The 16,188-nt window shown below is 52.8% G+C and carries 14 protein-coding genes; 5 read left to right on the forward strand and 9 right to left on the reverse strand.

The window, feature by feature from the left end; translation table 11 throughout:
* Nucleotides 1–40: 40 nt before the first annotated feature.
* Together NNO08_RS15100 and NNO08_RS15105 are read left to right on the forward strand one after the other, a co-directional pair.
* On the forward strand, nt 41–328 hold the full coding sequence (locus NNO08_RS15100) for a BrnT family toxin (protein WP_271457037.1): 288 nt from the start codon (nt 41–43) through the stop codon (nt 326–328).
* Entirely contained in the window at nt 315–617 is a 303-nt protein-coding gene (locus tag NNO08_RS15105) for a BrnA antitoxin family protein (RefSeq protein ID WP_271457016.1), read from the forward strand. Before NNO08_RS15100 ends, NNO08_RS15105 begins: the two co-directional genes overlap by 14 nt.
* 111 nt (nt 618–728) lie before the next feature.
* Here the strand turns inward: NNO08_RS15105 and yjiA are convergent, their stop codons facing one another.
* The 3 genes from yjiA to btsT all read right to left on the reverse strand — a co-directional run bounded on the left by yjiA (nt 729) and on the right by btsT (nt 4,149).
* Nucleotides 729–1,685 carry a GTPase gene (gene yjiA / locus NNO08_RS15110; RefSeq protein ID WP_271442542.1) on the reverse strand — a complete coding sequence of 319 codons (957 nt, stop codon included), beginning with the start codon at nt 1,683–1,685 and terminating at the stop codon, nt 729–731.
* 12 nt (nt 1,686–1,697) lie between these two features.
* Nucleotides 1,698–1,892 (reverse strand): YbdD/YjiX family protein, encoded by a 195-nt coding sequence (locus tag NNO08_RS15115; protein ID WP_003830038.1) that lies wholly within the window; start codon nt 1,890–1,892, stop codon nt 1,698–1,700.
* A gap of 106 nt (nt 1,893–1,998) precedes the next feature.
* Entirely contained in the window at nt 1,999–4,149 is a 2,151-nt protein-coding gene (gene btsT, locus NNO08_RS15120; RefSeq protein ID WP_271457017.1) for a pyruvate/proton symporter BtsT, read from the reverse strand.
* Between the two features lie 355 nt (nt 4,150–4,504).
* Here btsT and tsr point away from each other — a divergent pair, with 355 nt between their 5' ends.
* Nucleotides 4,505–6,169 (forward strand): methyl-accepting chemotaxis protein, encoded by a 1,665-nt coding sequence (gene tsr, locus NNO08_RS15125; protein WP_271442543.1) that lies wholly within the window; start codon nt 4,505–4,507, stop codon nt 6,167–6,169.
* Nucleotides 6,170–6,557: 388 nt separating this feature from the next.
* On the opposite strand, the gene NNO08_RS15130 is transcribed toward tsr, so the two are convergent.
* From NNO08_RS15130 to NNO08_RS15140, 3 genes are all read right to left on the reverse strand, one after another.
* A complete protein-coding gene (locus NNO08_RS15130; protein WP_271457038.1) occupies nt 6,558–7,073 on the reverse strand; it encodes a GNAT family N-acetyltransferase in 516 nt (171 codons plus the stop codon).
* Between the two features lie 65 nt (nt 7,074–7,138).
* On the reverse strand, nt 7,139–8,500 hold the full coding sequence (locus NNO08_RS15135; protein WP_271442544.1) for an MFS transporter: 1,362 nt from the start codon (nt 8,498–8,500) through the stop codon (nt 7,139–7,141).
* Nucleotides 8,501–8,715: 215 nt separating this feature from the next.
* Entirely contained in the window at nt 8,716–9,630 is a 915-nt protein-coding gene (locus NNO08_RS15140) for a GntR family transcriptional regulator (RefSeq protein WP_271442545.1), read from the reverse strand.
* A gap of 137 nt (nt 9,631–9,767) precedes the next feature.
* Here NNO08_RS15140 and NNO08_RS15145 point away from each other — a divergent pair, with 137 nt between their 5' ends.
* Nucleotides 9,768–10,790 carry a zinc-binding alcohol dehydrogenase family protein gene (locus NNO08_RS15145; RefSeq protein WP_271442546.1) on the forward strand — a complete coding sequence of 341 codons (1,023 nt, stop codon included), beginning with the start codon at nt 9,768–9,770 and terminating at the stop codon, nt 10,788–10,790.
* A 13-nt stretch (nt 10,791–10,803) separates the two neighbouring features.
* On the forward strand, nt 10,804–12,249 hold the full coding sequence (locus NNO08_RS15150; protein WP_271457018.1) for a tagaturonate reductase: 1,446 nt from the start codon (nt 10,804–10,806) through the stop codon (nt 12,247–12,249).
* A gap of 103 nt (nt 12,250–12,352) precedes the next feature.
* On the opposite strand, the gene opgB is transcribed toward NNO08_RS15150, so the two are convergent.
* The 3 genes from opgB to dnaC all read right to left on the reverse strand — a co-directional run bounded on the left by opgB (nt 12,353) and on the right by dnaC (nt 16,186).
* Nucleotides 12,353–14,644 carry a phosphatidylglycerol--membrane-oligosaccharide glycerophosphotransferase gene (opgB, locus tag NNO08_RS15155; protein WP_271449396.1) on the reverse strand — a complete coding sequence of 764 codons (2,292 nt, stop codon included), beginning with the start codon at nt 14,642–14,644 and terminating at the stop codon, nt 12,353–12,355.
* A 242-nt stretch (nt 14,645–14,886) separates the two neighbouring features.
* The gene (locus NNO08_RS15160) at nt 14,887–15,378 is read right to left on the reverse strand and encodes a DUF2501 domain-containing protein (RefSeq protein ID WP_271442549.1); all 492 of its coding nucleotides are present in this window, start codon (nt 15,376–15,378) and stop codon (nt 14,887–14,889) included.
* Between the two features lie 70 nt (nt 15,379–15,448).
* Nucleotides 15,449–16,186 carry a DNA replication protein DnaC gene (gene dnaC / locus NNO08_RS15165; RefSeq protein ID WP_003019133.1) on the reverse strand — a complete coding sequence of 246 codons (738 nt, stop codon included), beginning with the start codon at nt 16,184–16,186 and terminating at the stop codon, nt 15,449–15,451.
* Nucleotides 16,187–16,188 lie beyond the last annotated feature (2 nt).

The raw sequence follows: 16,188 nt of genomic DNA on the forward strand, positions 1-16,188 counted from the left end.
TGTATATACTTTTTTGTATATACAATTAGGGATAAAATACATGCCAATGGAGTTTGAATGGGATGCAAACAAGGCACAACGTAACCTGAGGAAACACGGTGTCCGGTTTGAGGATGCGGTGCTGGTGTTTGACGATCCCCAACATCTTTCGCGCCAGGATCGGTATGAGAACGGTGAGTACCGATGGCAGACCATCGGTCTTGTTCATGGCATTGTGGTTATTCTGGTTGCCCATAGCGTTAGATTTGAAAGTGGCGTTGAAGTCATTCGTATCATCAGTGCCAGAAAGGCGGACAGTAAAGAGAGGAATCGTTATGAGCATGGTTAAACATAAACGCGGCAGCGCATCCGCGCTGAGTGCTCAGCATGAGGCTGAACTGAAAGCGCTGGCGAATAAACCGGACGATGATATTGATTACAGCGACATTCCCGCGACCGAAGATGAGCAGTGGTCAGAGGCTCATCGCGGTAAGTTTTTCCGTCCGTTGAAAACGCAGGCATCGGTGCGCATTGATGCCGATGTGATGGAGTGGCTAAAACGCCCCGGAAAGGGTTACCAGACGCGGCTGAATGCTATTTTGCGCGAGGCTATGCTGCGCGAGCAAAACAAGAAATAGCCCTATGCCAGGAAAGTGAGTGCCAGATGGCGGCGGTGCCTTATCCGGCCTACGGGAAGCGGAATATCCAGGCCCGGTAAGCGCAGCGCCACCGGGCAATTCAGCAGGAGATTACTTCTTTAATCCCGCAAACGCGGCTCGGATCTCGTCTTCCGGCAGATTAATACCGATAAACACCAGTTGGCTGTGCGGCTGTTCATCGCCCCACGGGCGGTCCCAGTCGGCGCTGTACAGGCGCTGGACGCCCTGGAACAGCAGGCGATTCGGTTCGCCGTCAATCCACAGCATGCCTTTGTAGCGCAGCAGCTTCTCGGCGGATTCCAGCAGCAGGTTTTCCATCACTCGCGACACGTCGCTGATGTTCACTGGATAGTCCAGTTCGACGACGATCGAGGAAATATCGTTTTGCTTGTCGGCGATAAAGTGGAAGCGCGGTTTGGCGTTGACTACGTTCTCTTCCAGCATAAAACCGTTGGTATCGAACAGCAGCGAAAGGTCGATATCGCCATGCGTCACGGTGTACACCGGCGCACGGGCGTTGATGCGCGCCAGGCGCTCACGCAGTTTCTCGCTTTCACCTGCGACGTCGGTTTTGGTCAGCAGGATGCGGTCAGCATAGCCGACCTGCGACTGGGCGATGGTGAACTGGTTCATCTGCTCGTCGGCATGTACTGCATCCACCAGCGCAATCACGCCGTCCAGCAGGTAACGTTCGCAGATCACCTCATGGGAGAAAAAGGTCTGAATAATTGGGCCGGGATCGGCCATGCCGGTGCATTCAATAACCAGACGGTCAAAATTGATCGCGCCTTTGTCGAGGTTGTCGAGCAGGTCTAACAGCGCGTCTTCCAGCTCACTGGAGCGGGTACAGCAAATGCAGCCGTTAGTCAGGGTTTTGATCTGTGTGGCGCGGTCACCAATCAATTGATCGTCCACCGAGACTTCGCCGAATTCGTTTTCGATCACGGCAATCTTGTAACCGTGCTGCTCGTTGAGAATATGGCGCAGCAGGGTGGTTTTACCCGCGCCAAGAAAACCGGTGAGTAGGGTAACTGCAATCGGGGTCATTCACTTCTCCTTCTAACAGCAACTGCTTCCGCCGCTACCGTAGCGGGCTTCCTGGCGCTCGCGGAAGAATTCTTCGTAGGTCATGTACGGCTTATCGGGATGATTGGTCTTCATGTGTTCGACGTAGTTGTCGTAGTCCGGAATGCCAATCAGCATCTTCGCCGCCTGACCGAGATACTTTTTTGCCTGACCTAAAGTACCAAACATTCTATCGTCCTGTTAATGAATAAAGCCGGATGGCGGCTTACGCCTTATCCGGCCTACGTTAAGTGCATTTTGTAGGCCGGGTAAGCGTGCGCCACCCGGCTTCAGGTTAGTGGTGTGAAGAGGTCTTCACGCCGCCTTCCGGCACCGGTACATACGGTGTTTCTTTATCAGAGCGACCGTTGATGGTGCGGGCTTTCTGCCAGGTACGGAACCCGTAGAAAATGATGCTGTACACCACCACCAGGAACAGAATACTCAGGCCTGCGTTGGTGTAGTTGTTGATGACGATATGGTTCATGTTGGCAATCTGCTGTGCGGTCAGTTCGCCACCGTTGGCAATCTTCTCTTTGTACTGATTCGCCATGAAGAAGAAGCCTTCCATCTGCGGGTTGGTGCTGAACAGTTTCAGACCCAGCGCCCAGGTGGTGCAGATAAGCAACCATACTGCCGGAACAACGGTAACCCAGATGTATTTGGTGCGCTGCATTTTAACCAGTACCACGGTGCCGAGAACCAGCGCCACAGCCGCCAGCATTTGGTTAGAGATACCGAACAGCGGCCACAGGCTCTTAACGCCGCCCAATGGGTCAACCACGCCCTGATACAGCAGGTAGCCCCACAGGCCTACGCAGCCCGCAGTGCCGACGACACCGGCAACCAGGGAGTCAGTTTTCTTCAGGAACGGCACGAAGTTACCCAGTAAATCCTGCAGCATAAAGCGGCCAGAACGGGTACCTGCATCCAGTGCGGTCAGGATGAACAGTGCTTCGAACAGAATACCGAAGTGGTACCAGAAGCCCATGTCAGCCATTGGCAGGACTTTGTGGAACACGTGAGCAATACCGACAGCCAGCGTTGGTGCGCCACCTGCGCGGTTCAGAACGGACGGTTCACCGATGTCTTTCGCGGTTTGCAGGATCTGCTCAGGCGAAATCACGAAGCCCCAGGAGCTGACGGTCGCCGCCGCATGTGCGGTAACGTCTTTCAGTTGCGCCATAATCAGTGGTGCATTTTCACCCCCCATTTCATGCAGGTTCGGCATGGTGATGCCAAGGCCCGCAGGTGGGGTGTTCATTGCGAAGTACAGGCCCGGTTCGATGATGGAAGCAGCAACCAGTGCCATAATTGCGACGAAGGATTCCATCAGCATCGCGCCGTAACCGATAAAGCGCGCGTCAGTTTCACAGGCCAGTAGTTTCGGTGTGGTACCGGAAGCAATCAGCGCGTGGAAGCCAGATACCGCACCACAGGCGATGGTGATGAACAGGAACGGGAACAGCGCACCTTTCCACAGCGGACCCGTACCATCAACATACTGGGTCATTGCCGGCATTTTCAGTTCCGGGTTGAGGATAACAATCCCCACTGCCAGACCGACGATAACGCCAATTTTCAGGAAGGTCGCCAGATAGTCGCGCGGCGCGAGGATCAGCCATACCGGCAGCAGCGCGGAGATAAACGCGTAACCGATCAGGGTGAAGGTAATGGTGGTGTCTTTAAAGGTCAGCGCCGGGCCCCAGTACGGGTCGTGTGCAATCACACCGCCGAAGTAGATAGAAGCAACCAGCAGCACAATACCAATCACCGATACTTCACCCACACGTCCTGGGCGCAGGAATCGCATGTAGATCCCCATAAATAGCGCGATAGGTACGGTTGAGCAGACGGTGAACACACCCCACGGGCTTTCTGCCAGCGCTTTTACCACGATCAACGCCAGTACCGCGAGGATGATGATCATGATTAAGAAGCAGCCGAACAGCGCAATGGTTCCCGGGATCGGGCCCATCTCTTCTTTGATCATCTCGCCCAGAGAGGCGCCGTTACGGCGGGAAGAGATAAACAGCACCATGAAGTCCTGCACCGCACCAGCCAGTACCACACCGGCCAGCAGCCACAGGGTACCGGGCAGGTAGCCCATCTGCGCGGCCAGTACCGGCCCAACCAGCGGACCTGCACCTGCGATAGCAGCAAAGTGGTGACCGAACAACACGTTACGGTTGGTTGGTACGTAGTTCAGACCATCATTGTTGATGACCGCCGGCGTGGCACGCGTCGGGTCAAGTTTCATCACCTTTTGAGCGATGTAGAGACTGTAGTAACGATAGGCCACCAGATAAACGGAAACAGAGGCGACCACGATCCACAGGGCGCTGATGTGTTCACCCCGACGTAATGCCACTACCGAGAGGCAGAATGCACCGATGATTCCGAGAATTACCCAGGGTATGTGCTTGAATATCTTTTTCGTATCCATAGTAAAACCTAATAATTGGCCGAGGCCGCTGGGGGGTTGATTGTGTGTTTGAGGAGATAAGTTGACTGCTATGTTGGGAGGATCTTGCCAGAGAGTTACGCGCGTAAAGTAAGGTAAATAAGTGAGTGGTTGTATGTCAGCTTAAGCGGTCTCAAGTGTCAGTGAGCGGTTCCTGGCGCCGGTGAGTGGGGATAATTATGTGATTGAGATCACTGATAAACGCCTTTAGATCCTGGGTTGACTGCGGACATCGACGAATCGTCGATGCTGAGATCGATTCAGTTAGCACGAATTCCATAAAGTTTTCCCTTTCCAGGCCGAAAATTCTGACATCTGTCTAGCGGAAAGAGAAAACATGTTAAAACGAATGAAGATTGTTACCAGCTTACTGCTGGTATTGGCGCTATTTGGCGTTTTACAACTGGCCTCGGGCGGGTTGTTCTTTAACTCACTTAAGAATGACAAAGAGAACTTTACCGTTCTGCAAACCATTCGCCAGCAGCAGTCTGCGCTGAATGCCACCTGGGTTGAACTGCTGCAAACGCGAAACACCCTTAACCGGGCGGGTATTCGCTACATGATGGATCAGAGCAATATCGGCAGCGGTGCGACCGTTGCTGAACTGATGCAGGTAGCGAGCACGGCGCTGAAACTGACGGAAAAAAACTGGGCGGTCTATGAGTCTCTCCCGCGTGACCCGCGTCAAAGTGAAGCCGCTTTCCAGGAGATCAACCGCACCTATGACATCTACCATGGTGCGCTGGCGGAGCTGATCCAACTGTTGGGTGAAGGGAAGATCAACGCATTCTTTGATCAACCGACGCAAAGCTATCAGGATGGTTTTGAGAAGCAATATGTCAATTACATGCAGCAGAATGACCGCCTGTATGACATTGCAGTTGAAGATAACAACAGCTCTTACAGCCAGGCGATGTGGGTACTGGCGTGCGTGCTGATTACCGTGCTGGCGGCGATTGTCGCGGTCTGGTTCGGTATTAAACTTTCTCTTATTTCTCCGATGAACCGTCTGATTGACAGCATTCGTCATATCGCTAGCGGCGATCTGGTAAAGCGCATTGATGTGGAAGGGTCCAACGAGATTGGGCAACTGGCAGAAAGCCTGCGTCATATGCAGGGTGAGCTGATGAATACCGTGGGTGATGTGCGTAATGGCGCTAACGCTATCTATAGCGGTGCCAGCGAGATTGCGATGGGTAACAACGATCTCTCTTCACGTACCGAGCAGCAGGCTGCATCTCTGGAAGAAACCGCGGCCAGCATGGAACAGCTGACGGCCACCGTGAAGCAGAACGCCGAAAACGCCCGTCAGGCCAGCCATCTTGCGCTGAGTGCCTCAGAAACGGCGCAGAAAGGCGGAAAAGTGGTGGATAACGTGGTGCAAACCATGCGTGATATCGCTTCCAGTTCGCAGAAAATTGCCGATATTATCAGCGTGATCGACGGCATTGCCTTCCAGACCAACATCCTGGCGTTGAACGCTGCAGTAGAAGCTGCGCGTGCAGGTGAGCAGGGACGTGGGTTTGCGGTGGTGGCGGGTGAAGTCCGTAACCTGGCCCAGCGCAGTGCGCAGGCTGCCCGCGAAATCAAAAGCCTGATTGAAGATTCAGTAAGTCGTGTCGATGTGGGTTCAACACTGGTAGAAAGCGCCGGTGAAACCATGGATGAGATCGTTAATGCGGTGACCCGTGTGACCGATATCATGGGCGAAATCGCTTCGGCTTCTGATGAACAGAGCCGCGGTATCGACCAGGTGGGCCTGGCCGTTGCTGAGATGGATCGCGTGACGCAGCAGAACGCCTCGCTGGTGGAAGAATCCGCTGCTGCCGCTGCCGCATTGGAAGAACAGGCCAGCCGTCTGACTCAGGCCGTTGCGGTGTTCCGTATTCAGCATGATCAACAGCGTGCTCGCGATGTCGCGACCGCAAAACCCGCGCCAGCAACCGTACAGCCACGCAAAGCCGCGGTAGCGGATGCCGGTGATAACTGGGAAACGTTTTAAGCCTGTGATGCCGGATGGCGCTGGCGCTTATCTGGCCTACGGGGAAAGGTTACGTAGTTGCCGGATGGCGCTGTCGCTTATCCGGCCTACGGGGAAAGGTTACGTAGTTGCCGGATGGCGCTGGCGCTTATCCGGCCTACGGGGGAAAGGTTACGTAGTTGCCGGATGGCGCTGGCGCTTATCCGGCCTACGGGGAAAGGTTACGTAGTTGCCGGATGGTGCTGTCGCTTATCGGGCCTACGGGGAAAGGTTACGTAGTTGCCAGATGGTGCTGTCGCTTATCCGGCCTACGGGGAAAGGTTACGTAGTTGCCGGATGGCGCTGTCGCTTATCTGGCCTACGGGGAAAGGTTACGTAGGCCCGATAAGGCGTAGCCGCCATCGGGCAATTAGCGCAATATCAGGCGCATGGCGCAGCGTGACTCAAATTCCAGGCCGTGCGCTGCTTCTTCTTCTCTTTTCTGGCGCAGTGGTGTAGAAAGCGCCTCATCTGTCAGCATCTCAAACCCCAGACCGGCATAGAAGGGCGCGTTCCATGGCACATCGCGAAAGGTGGTCAGCGTGAGCGAGGCATACCCTTTTTCCCGCGCCTGTTCAGCGACGTAGCGAATCAACCCCCGACCAATCCCTTTCCCCTGCCAGCCCAGATGCAGAGAAACTTCAGCAATAAACAGCGATGATGCAATCGGTTCTGCCAGCAAAAAGCCAACGGGAGAGTTGTCTGCCAGTGCCAGCCAGCTCATCTCGTTGTCAACATAGTGCTGATGTTGGGAGAGCGTAACGGTGTGACCATCGGCGAGCCATGCCAGTGAAGGAATGCGCAGGAAGCGCTGTCCTGCGGAGTGTTCGATGTCCGGCAGGATTGGGGTATCGACCTGAGTTGTGGGGCGGAAAGTGATTTTCATGGAGGCAGTATAGCGGGCTTTGGCGCAGGTCCGGTAATGTACGATTACCGGACCCTTACAGAGCATCACTCCTGACGTGGGTCGCTGATTGGCTGACGAACCAGGAAGATATAGGCGAGCGCGCCTACCATGGTGACGCAACCGCAGATGATCAGCGCCAGGCGGAAAGAGTTGGTGGTATCCACAATAAAGCCGGTAACGATCGGCGCGAAGGACGCGCAGATAAAGCTGGCAAAGTTCTGGATACTGCCCACAGAGGCGGTCATGCGTGAAGCGACAGCGACGTGGATCAACCCCCAGCAGGAAGTGCCGGCGAAGTGAATGCAGAACAGCGCCATACCGATCAGGAGTACCGCAGCCATTGATGTTGTTGCCTGTGGCACGACAAACGTGAAGGCAGCGGAGCAGAACATCCCGGCGATAATACAAATCTTACGGCTCTTAATCGGCGCCATACCGCCTTTCACCAGCCAGTCGGTGACAAAACCGTTGATCAACATCCCGGCTGCGCCAAACAGGAACGGGATCGCCGCCATTAATCCGGTGCTTTTTAAATCCAGGTTGTAGGACGTTTGCAGATAACCAGGCAGCCAGGCCAGATATAACCATGCCGTGTAGTTGATACCGCTAAAGCCCAGCATCATGCCCCACATGGTGCGGTTGCGGAACAGGCTGCGCCATTCGGCAAAGCTCAAAGGATCGCGACGCGCGTTGACACTGCCGGCGTTCAGGTACGCCTGCTCGGTGGCGCTCAGTTCAATCTGTTCGCGGTTGCGGTACAGCATGTACCAGCCGATAGCGAGGAAAATACCCAGCACACCGATGGTGATGAACATCCAGCGCCAGCCCATGACCAGCATCATGGCAGCCAGAATAGGCGGACTAATGGCCACCCCGATCGTTGAAGCGGCGTTGAATAACCCCATCGGACGACCGCGTTCTTTGATGTTAAACCAGTCGTTGATGACCTTTACGCCACATGGGTTCATTGGTGCTTCACCAATCCCCATCCCAATACGTACCAACACAAACTGGGTGAAGCTGTGCACCATGCCAGACATCGCCTGGAACAGCGACCAGAAGAACATCCCCAGTCCCAGCATGATGCGCGGACCTTTACGATCCAGCAGCGGGCCGCAGGGAAGTTGCGCAATACCATATGCGAGAGAAAAGACCGACAGCAGCACGCCGATTTGTGTGGCGCTGAGTCCCAGTTCTTCGCGAATAGTTAAGTTTGCTACTGACAGTGAACTGCGGTCGAGGTAATTAATCACCGCAGCAAAAAATAATAAAATCATTGCTGTGGTCTGAATGCGCTTTATTCGACTACTGCGTTGCACCATGCCTTCTGGCGGAACATTAATATCCGCAGATGACGAGGTGCCAAACGAAGAACTCGGGTCGAGGGTAATATTATTTTTTTCCACGCCGGACTCCTGAACCTCAATAATTTATTTTTACACAGTGATTGGCTGTGCTGTATTGAAAAAGTACCGGTGATAAATCAATTTTTTCATCACCGCTCACGAAAGTTTTTTAATGCAGTCGACTTAGCGTGAGCATAGGCAAGAGGTATTTTTCTGGCGTTTTTATTTTTATAAAACCGTGCTCCCGGTAATGGTTTGCTGTTTTTAATCTGTTCTTAATAAGCATTATGGCAACGTTGGTTGATGGAGCGAATCATCGATTGTTTGGCTGAATTCAAATGGTTACAAAGCGCCAGGGTAGCATCCAGGTCACTGCGGCAAATCAGCGCGCTGAGGATGGTCATATGTTCATCGATGGCAATGATATTGCGCTGCTTGAGGTCGCTTTCATCCCACTGATAGTGGAAGTGGAAAATCACAGAAATAATTTCAAGTGATTGATTAAAAAATATATTATCGGCTGCGGAAAGCAGTAGGGCATGGAATTCCCGGTCCAGTTGCGAGAACATGCGAAAACTGCTGCCGATGCTGTCGCGCAGTATCCGGTGGCGCTCCAGCAGCGTTTTGGCCTGCAGCCAGCGAGGATCATCGTCAGGCAGGTTGAGGAAATGTTGCAGAGAGTGAGTCTCCAGCATTTCTCGTAGTTCGAACAACTGCTCGGCGTAGGCCTGATCGAACTGCTTCATGCTCCACTGACCGCGCTTTTCATTTTTAATCAGATTGTAACGCTCGAATTTTAAAAGATATTCCCGTACAACGACCGGACTGACGCCTGCGGCTCTGGCCAATTGCAGTTCAGAGAAGCTTTCACCCGCACGCAGTTGGCGCTGGTTAATCATGGTGAAAAACGCCTGCTCAAAAATCCGGTTTTGCTCGGTCATGGATGCTGTAGTACACGAAAAACCGTCATCATGGTTCGGTTTACGTACGATCACATAGTGGCTACCGACTTGCGTCAGTACGCCGCATTCACCTAAATGGCTCAGCATGTGGCGCACGGTGGTCCGGCTGATGTTGTACATTTCTGCCAGTGCGCTTTGCGAAGGCAAAGGGGAAGGGATATGACCACGCGCCATATCATCAATTATTTGGTTAATCACATTGTGGCGTAAGTTCTGCGAACGGCTCATGGCTTCTCCTTTTTGCCTATTAAAACCCGATTTAAAACATTTTTATGCGTTGAGATTCACAGATTATGTTTCCGCTTTCTCCGGTGTTTTTATTTTCGTTGATATCTGAGGCAACAAAAAAACAGGAGAGCAGAGTCATGTCTACGATGAATACGTTGATTTGCCAGGAACCTAAAAAATTAGTCTGGAAAGAACGCGAAATACCTATTCCGGGTGAGGGTGAAGCATTAATTAAAATTAAATCCGTAGGGATTTGCGGAACTGATATTCATGCCTGGGGCGGGAACCAACCTTTTTTCAGCTATCCACGTGTGTTAGGCCATGAAATATGTGGGGAAATTGTCGGGCTGGGGAAAAATATACAAGATCTGAAAAATGGTCAGCAGGTAGCTGTTATTCCTTACGTCGCGTGCCAGCAGTGTCCGGCGTGCCAGAGCGGGCGTACCAACTGCTGCGAGAAGATTTCGGTGATTGGTGTGCACCAGGATGGTGGCTTTAGCGAGTACTTATCCGTTCCGGTAACGAATCTACTGGATGCACAGGGGATTGATCCGCATGCCGCGGCATTGATCGAACCTTATGCCATTAGCGCCCATGCGGTGCGTCGGGCGGCGGTGGTACCTGGCGAACATGTTCTTGTTGTCGGGGCTGGTCCGATTGGTCTCGGTGCCGCGGCGATCGCCAAAGCAGATGGTGCGCAGGTGGTTGTTGCGGATACCAGCCCAGCACGCAGAGAGCATGTGGTTTCCCGATTAGGGCTTCCGGTTATCGATCCGTCCGCTGCAGATTTTGATGCGCAGTTACGCACACAGTTTGGCGGTTCGCTGGCGCAAAAAGTCATTGATGCTACGGGGAATCAGCACGCGATGAACAACACGGTGAATTTGATTCGCCACGGCGGCAGCATCGTTTTTGTCGGGCTGTTCAAAGGTGATTTACAGTTCTCCGATCCCGAATTCCACAAGAAAGAAACCACCATGATGGGCAGCCGTAACGCCACACCGGAAGATTTCGCCAAAGTGGGGCGTCTGATGTCGGAAGGCAAACTGACGGCTGACATGATGCTCACGCACCGCTATGCGTTTGATACGTTGGCAGAGATCTATGAACGGGATGTGATCAACAACCGTGAGCTGATTAAAGGCGTGATTACGTTCTGATAGGGAGAGTGTGATGAAAACATTGAATCGACGTGACTTTCCAGGGCGCTGCTATCCAACACGCGTGATCCAGTTTGGCGAAGGAAACTTCCTGCGTGCGTTTGTTGACTGGCAACTGGATATCCTGAACGAGAAAACGGATCTGCAGGCGGGTGTCACTCTTGTTCGCCCGATCAATACCGATTTTCCACCGTCGTTGAACACTCAGGATGGGCTGTATACCACGCTGATTCGTGGCCTGAACGAACAGGGTGATGCAGTGAGCGAAGCGCGACTGATCCGCTCGGTCAATAACGAGATCAATCCGTATCAGGACTTTGCCGCGTATCTGGCGCTGGCGCACAATGCGGATATTCGCTTTGTGTTTTCAAATACCACCGAAGCCGGGATTAGCTATCACGCAGCCGACAAGGTTGATGATGTGCCACCGATCAGCTTTCCAGCCAAACTGACGCGTCTGCTGCTGGAGCGTTTTAACCACTTTGCTGGTGCGGTGGATAAAGGTTGGGTAATTATTCCTTGTGAGCTTATCGACTATAACGGTGAGGCGCTTAAAGCCCTGGTATTGCAATATGCGCAGGCCTGGCAGCTTCCTCCGGCGTTTGCCGATTGGGTGGAAACAGCGAATACCTTCTGTTCCACGCTGGTGGACCGCATTGTTACCGGCTACCCACGTGAGGAGGCCGCTGCGCTGGAAGAAACGCTGGGCTATCACGATGCCTTTCTCGATACCGCTGAACATTTTTACCTGTTTGTTATTCAGGGACCAGAGTGGTTGGCCGGGGAGCTGAAACTGGCGCAGTGCCCGCTGAACATCCGCGTGGTGAGCGATATCAAGCCGTATAAAGAGCGTAAGGTTGCCATTCTAAACGGTGCACATACGGCGCTGGTGCCAGTCGCCTGGTTGTGTGGGCTGGATACCGTGGGGGAGGCAATGCAGGATGCTGACGTGCGTCGCTTTGTTGAGCAGGCAATTGGCGAGGAAATTATCCCGGTTCTGGATCTTCCGGCTGATGAACTGCGTGAGTTTGCCAGCGCCGTGAGTGGGCGTTTTCAGAACCCCTATATTCGCCATCAACTGCTTTCCATCGCGCTGAATGGCATGACAAAATTCCGTACCCGTATTTTACCGCAACTGCTGGCTGGTCAGCAGAATGGGCGCTGGCCTGTACGGTTAACGTTTGCACTTGCTGCATTATTGGCATTTTATCGCGGGGAACGCGCGGGCGAACGCTACCCACTACAGGATGATGAGCAGTGGATAAGCCTGTATGCCAGTCTGTGGCCGCGAGTCGGCAACGATCTGACGCTGCGTGAACTGGTGGACACTGTGCTCGGCGATGCGGCTCACTGGGGGGAAGATCTTACATTGCTGCCAGGGTTAGCTGCACAGGTGACGGCAAATCTGGAAAGTATTCTGGTGCAAGGGATGCGTCAGGCAGTAAACAGTCTGGAATAAGGTTGCCATGCAGCGCCCGGTGCGGTGTTGGGCGCTGTTTTTTTTCAGATAATAACGGTGGTTAGCGGTAGGCCGATAAGCGAAGCACTATCAGCACTTCATGTCACGAGCCCTGAGCAACCACTTTGATTTCAACCATCCCGATCCCCAGCTTACGCGGCGAGTGACCCAGAATGTTGCCCTCGTTGGTAGCGACGGGATCGGGTGGGACAATCACCAGCGTGTCGGCGGATGTCGGGTTATCAAAGTGCAATATGGTTGTGCTGACATCCTGACTTAATACCAGCGTTTGTTCCTGGTTGCCGACGCGTACGGGAATAGGGCGGTTAGCGTTGTCACCAAAGGCTTTCGCGGTGATAACCAGATCGAATTTCTTCGGCAACGGAGCCTTGTATTCGATTTTCACCTCTTCGCTCAGCTGTGCGTTAGACCAGCGCCCCCAGGATTCAGGGCGTGAAATTCCGCTAAACTGTTTCACCTCTTCCGGCGCGCCCGCTACGTTGAAAATGAAGCTGTCAGCTTTGTAGCGAATATCGTTATCGACAATTTTTAGTGTATCGACGTTACCTTTATAGCGTTCGATGTCGATGACCGTGTCTTTAAATGTCGTCTTCCCTTTCCAGTTGGCTTTATCGACATGCTGTACGATCTGCTGCCCGCCCAGTTGCCCCTGTGATACGCACCAGTCGGTGGAGAGTGCCAGTTCCGGTGCCCACAGCTGCGCCATTTTGTAACAACGGTCTATCCAGACAAAGTTGTCGCGCGGGGCGAAATCAGCCAACTGGAAGCGCAGCGGGGCTGAGTATTCACTTTCCGGCAGCGGTTCGACGCGCTGATCCGATACTCGGAGCAGCAGCGGCAGGCGGAAATGACTCCCTGAGAAAGAGATCATCTCTTTGTCCCGATCGATGGTGAATGTTTTCATCTCTTTCGGGAAATTCCATAAACGGATGATGTTGGGCTTCCACGCCAGCATTTTCTCTTTGATGTTCAGGAACACTTCCGATACGGATTCGCTGGACAAGCTGCTGCGTCCAAGGCCGATAAAATTGTCGCCGCCCAGAATATCCAGTACGGTGGCACCGTTATCCATGGTATTACGCTTCACCGCCAGCGTCTCCTGTTGGGGTTGATCGCCGCGTAGCACGAAGAACAGGTTGTTACGATCCTGCTTGTTGAGATACTTCCATGCGGTGTTGTTCATTGCCAGATGATCGGAAGAGACGACGATCACGGTATCTTTAAACCACGGTGAGGCTTTAATTTTATTAATAAACTCGGCGATATTTTCCTGGCTGCAACTGACCGCACTGAAGGACTGGTTGGTTTTACCGTCAATATCATAACGCTTACGGTTACAGCTGCGTGAGATGAAACCGTCCGGATGATGAGTATCGACGGTCAGGGTAAACAGTGAAAAACGCTGCCCTGAGCGTGACAGCTCTTCGAATTTTTTCCACGCTTCATCCAGTACGGTATCATCATAAAAGCCCCAGTCGTTACGATAAGCGGGGTCTGCAACGACCCCCTTTAACTCTTCAGCGCCGTACAGATGATCAAATCCGTGGGATTTCAGGAATACATCTTTCCCGGCAAAGCGCAGGTTTGCGCCCTGTACAAAATAGTTCTGATAACCGGAGTTCTTCAGGATATCGCCCAGACAGATATTGTTGGGGAAGAAACTGGAAACCGATGCCGAGGCGTTACCTTCAAATGGTGCAAACAGCGGAATGCCACACTGTGAGGCGACCATGCCGGCGATGGTGTAATCCGTACCCGGCAGTTGCATGGTGTTGCTGAAATCCAGACTTTCGTTTTTCAACGTGCCGAGTTCCGGGGTCAGATCCGGGAAGGCATCGTTGTTAAAATAAGTACGCTCCAGACTTTCACCGTAGATATAAACCAGATTCAGCTTCGGATTGGGGATCGTTTTTGATGGCTCTTTGTAGTAGGTCGCAAAATCGGGATCGCCATCGCGTGACTGGGATTTGACCAGTTCAGTTATTTGGTGGAAAGCCGGACTGGCATCAACAGAAGCCAGCGCCAGCAGCAGGGCCAGCAGACTGTAACCGACATGATGCGGATGATGGCGACGGCGGCGCAGTATCCAGCCCAGCGTGACAAAAACGGTGGTCAGCGCCAGGGCGATCCCAACGCCCGGCAGGATATATTTTCCGATACCCGCGCCAGTCAGGCTGTTGGTCAGGGTGTACAGGACCGCATCGTTGATGCCGTCACCTGTGAAATAGTCACTGGCATACAACGTGATGTTTAAGACAATAAAGATCCCCAGCACCGTTAACGTGGCGGCGAACCACCAGGTGTTGCGACCCGCTTTCCAGGCATAAATCAGTACCGAAGCGAGAAACAGAGTGATGGAGAGCAATTCTGACAACGGTCTATCCTCAGTAACACCAGGCAATTGCCTGGTAGGCTAATCATTTTTTGAGAGTACAATGTAATAGCGTTGTTATATTGCTGCAATTGTAGTGACATTAAATGAGGTTGTTATTCAGAATTGGTTTAGATATGCGGGTTTTTGCGGGCAATCACTACTCATTTGGTATGCAAATTTTTTCGTGGAATTGATTGATGCCGCGCCGGTGGTGAAATGGCCGGGGCGCGGCATTTGTTGCATCAGGAAATGAAGTTCATACCCTGTTTTAATACCAGATCGCAGGCCTTGGTTTTGACCTTCTCGGCCAGCGGTGTGCTGCCAATGTTGCTCAGGTTAAGCTGCTGACCATCTTTGGTATTGAGCATTCCCTGAATACCATCCAGATAGTTGGTATCTTTTTTCTGCTCAGCCGTGCTCAGGCCCAGTTTATCCAGCACCTGGTTTTTGACGTTTTGCGCGTCAGTGACCGAAGCCAGTTTCTGTTTTGCACAGTATTCCAGAATCCCTGCTGCGTTATTCATGCTGCTGGACGTCAGAGACTGATTGCTGCCATTTAACAGGCTGGTCAGGGAAGAAATCGAGGAACTGCCCTGCGAGGTGGAACTTTGTTTGCTCAGTTCGCTGGCTGCGCTAGAGAGAGAATCTTGCCAGGATGCGGCAAAAACGCTGGTGGAAATGAGCGTGCTGGCGGCAACCGCGCAGCACAGCAGACGTTTGGTAGTTTTCATCATTATGTGTAACTCGTGTTATGCATTTTCAGCGCAGTATAGCGCTGGCTGTCTTAGGAGTGTTCCCAATACGCTAATACTCTTTGCCGGTGACCCGACTCCGGTAGCTTTCCCAGTTAAAGATCACCCACAGGCTGTTGCCCAGACGCATACGATCCATCACCCGTTCGCCGAGCAGTTTGTTCATTTCATCCATATTGCTGTTTGTTAACATGCCGGTTGGACGTTTAGACGACGAACGGCGATCGACAATCTGGTTGATGATCACTTTCTCGTAGCGGGATTCTGTCTGCATGCCGATCTCGTCGATCACCAGGAGATCCACATTGCTGAGATCGTTGAGCAGTTGCTCTTCACTGGTCTCACGATTGCTGAATGTCTCTTTCATCGCCGACATGATATCGGCCACGGTAATAATCAGTACCGACTTGCCGCGCAGCAGCAGTTCGTTGCAGATGGCAGCGGCAAGATGGTTTTTACCCGTACCGGGTTTGCCGGAGAAGATAAAACTGGCGATGTTGCCGTCAAATTCTTCAACGTATTGGCGGGCTTTGCTTAGGGCGTTCATCTGACCTTCGCACTCGACACGATAGTTCTCGAACGAGCAGTTCTGGTGTAGTGGGCGGATACCGGAACGGTTGAAGGTCCTTTGCATTTTCATGGCCCGATTCTCACGCGCCAATGCAGCGGCACGAATTTCACCTTGCTCCTTTTGCCACGCCAGCAGCTCCTCGCCTGTTTTGAAGGCCGGCTCAACATTGGGTGGCATCATTTTTTGCAAACGTTTCATCAGGTCGCCAACGTTTTTCATCG

It is taken from the genome of Citrobacter sp. Igbk 17 (genome assembly GCF_028069775.1).
GTDB lineage: Bacteria > Pseudomonadota > Gammaproteobacteria > Enterobacterales > Enterobacteriaceae > Citrobacter.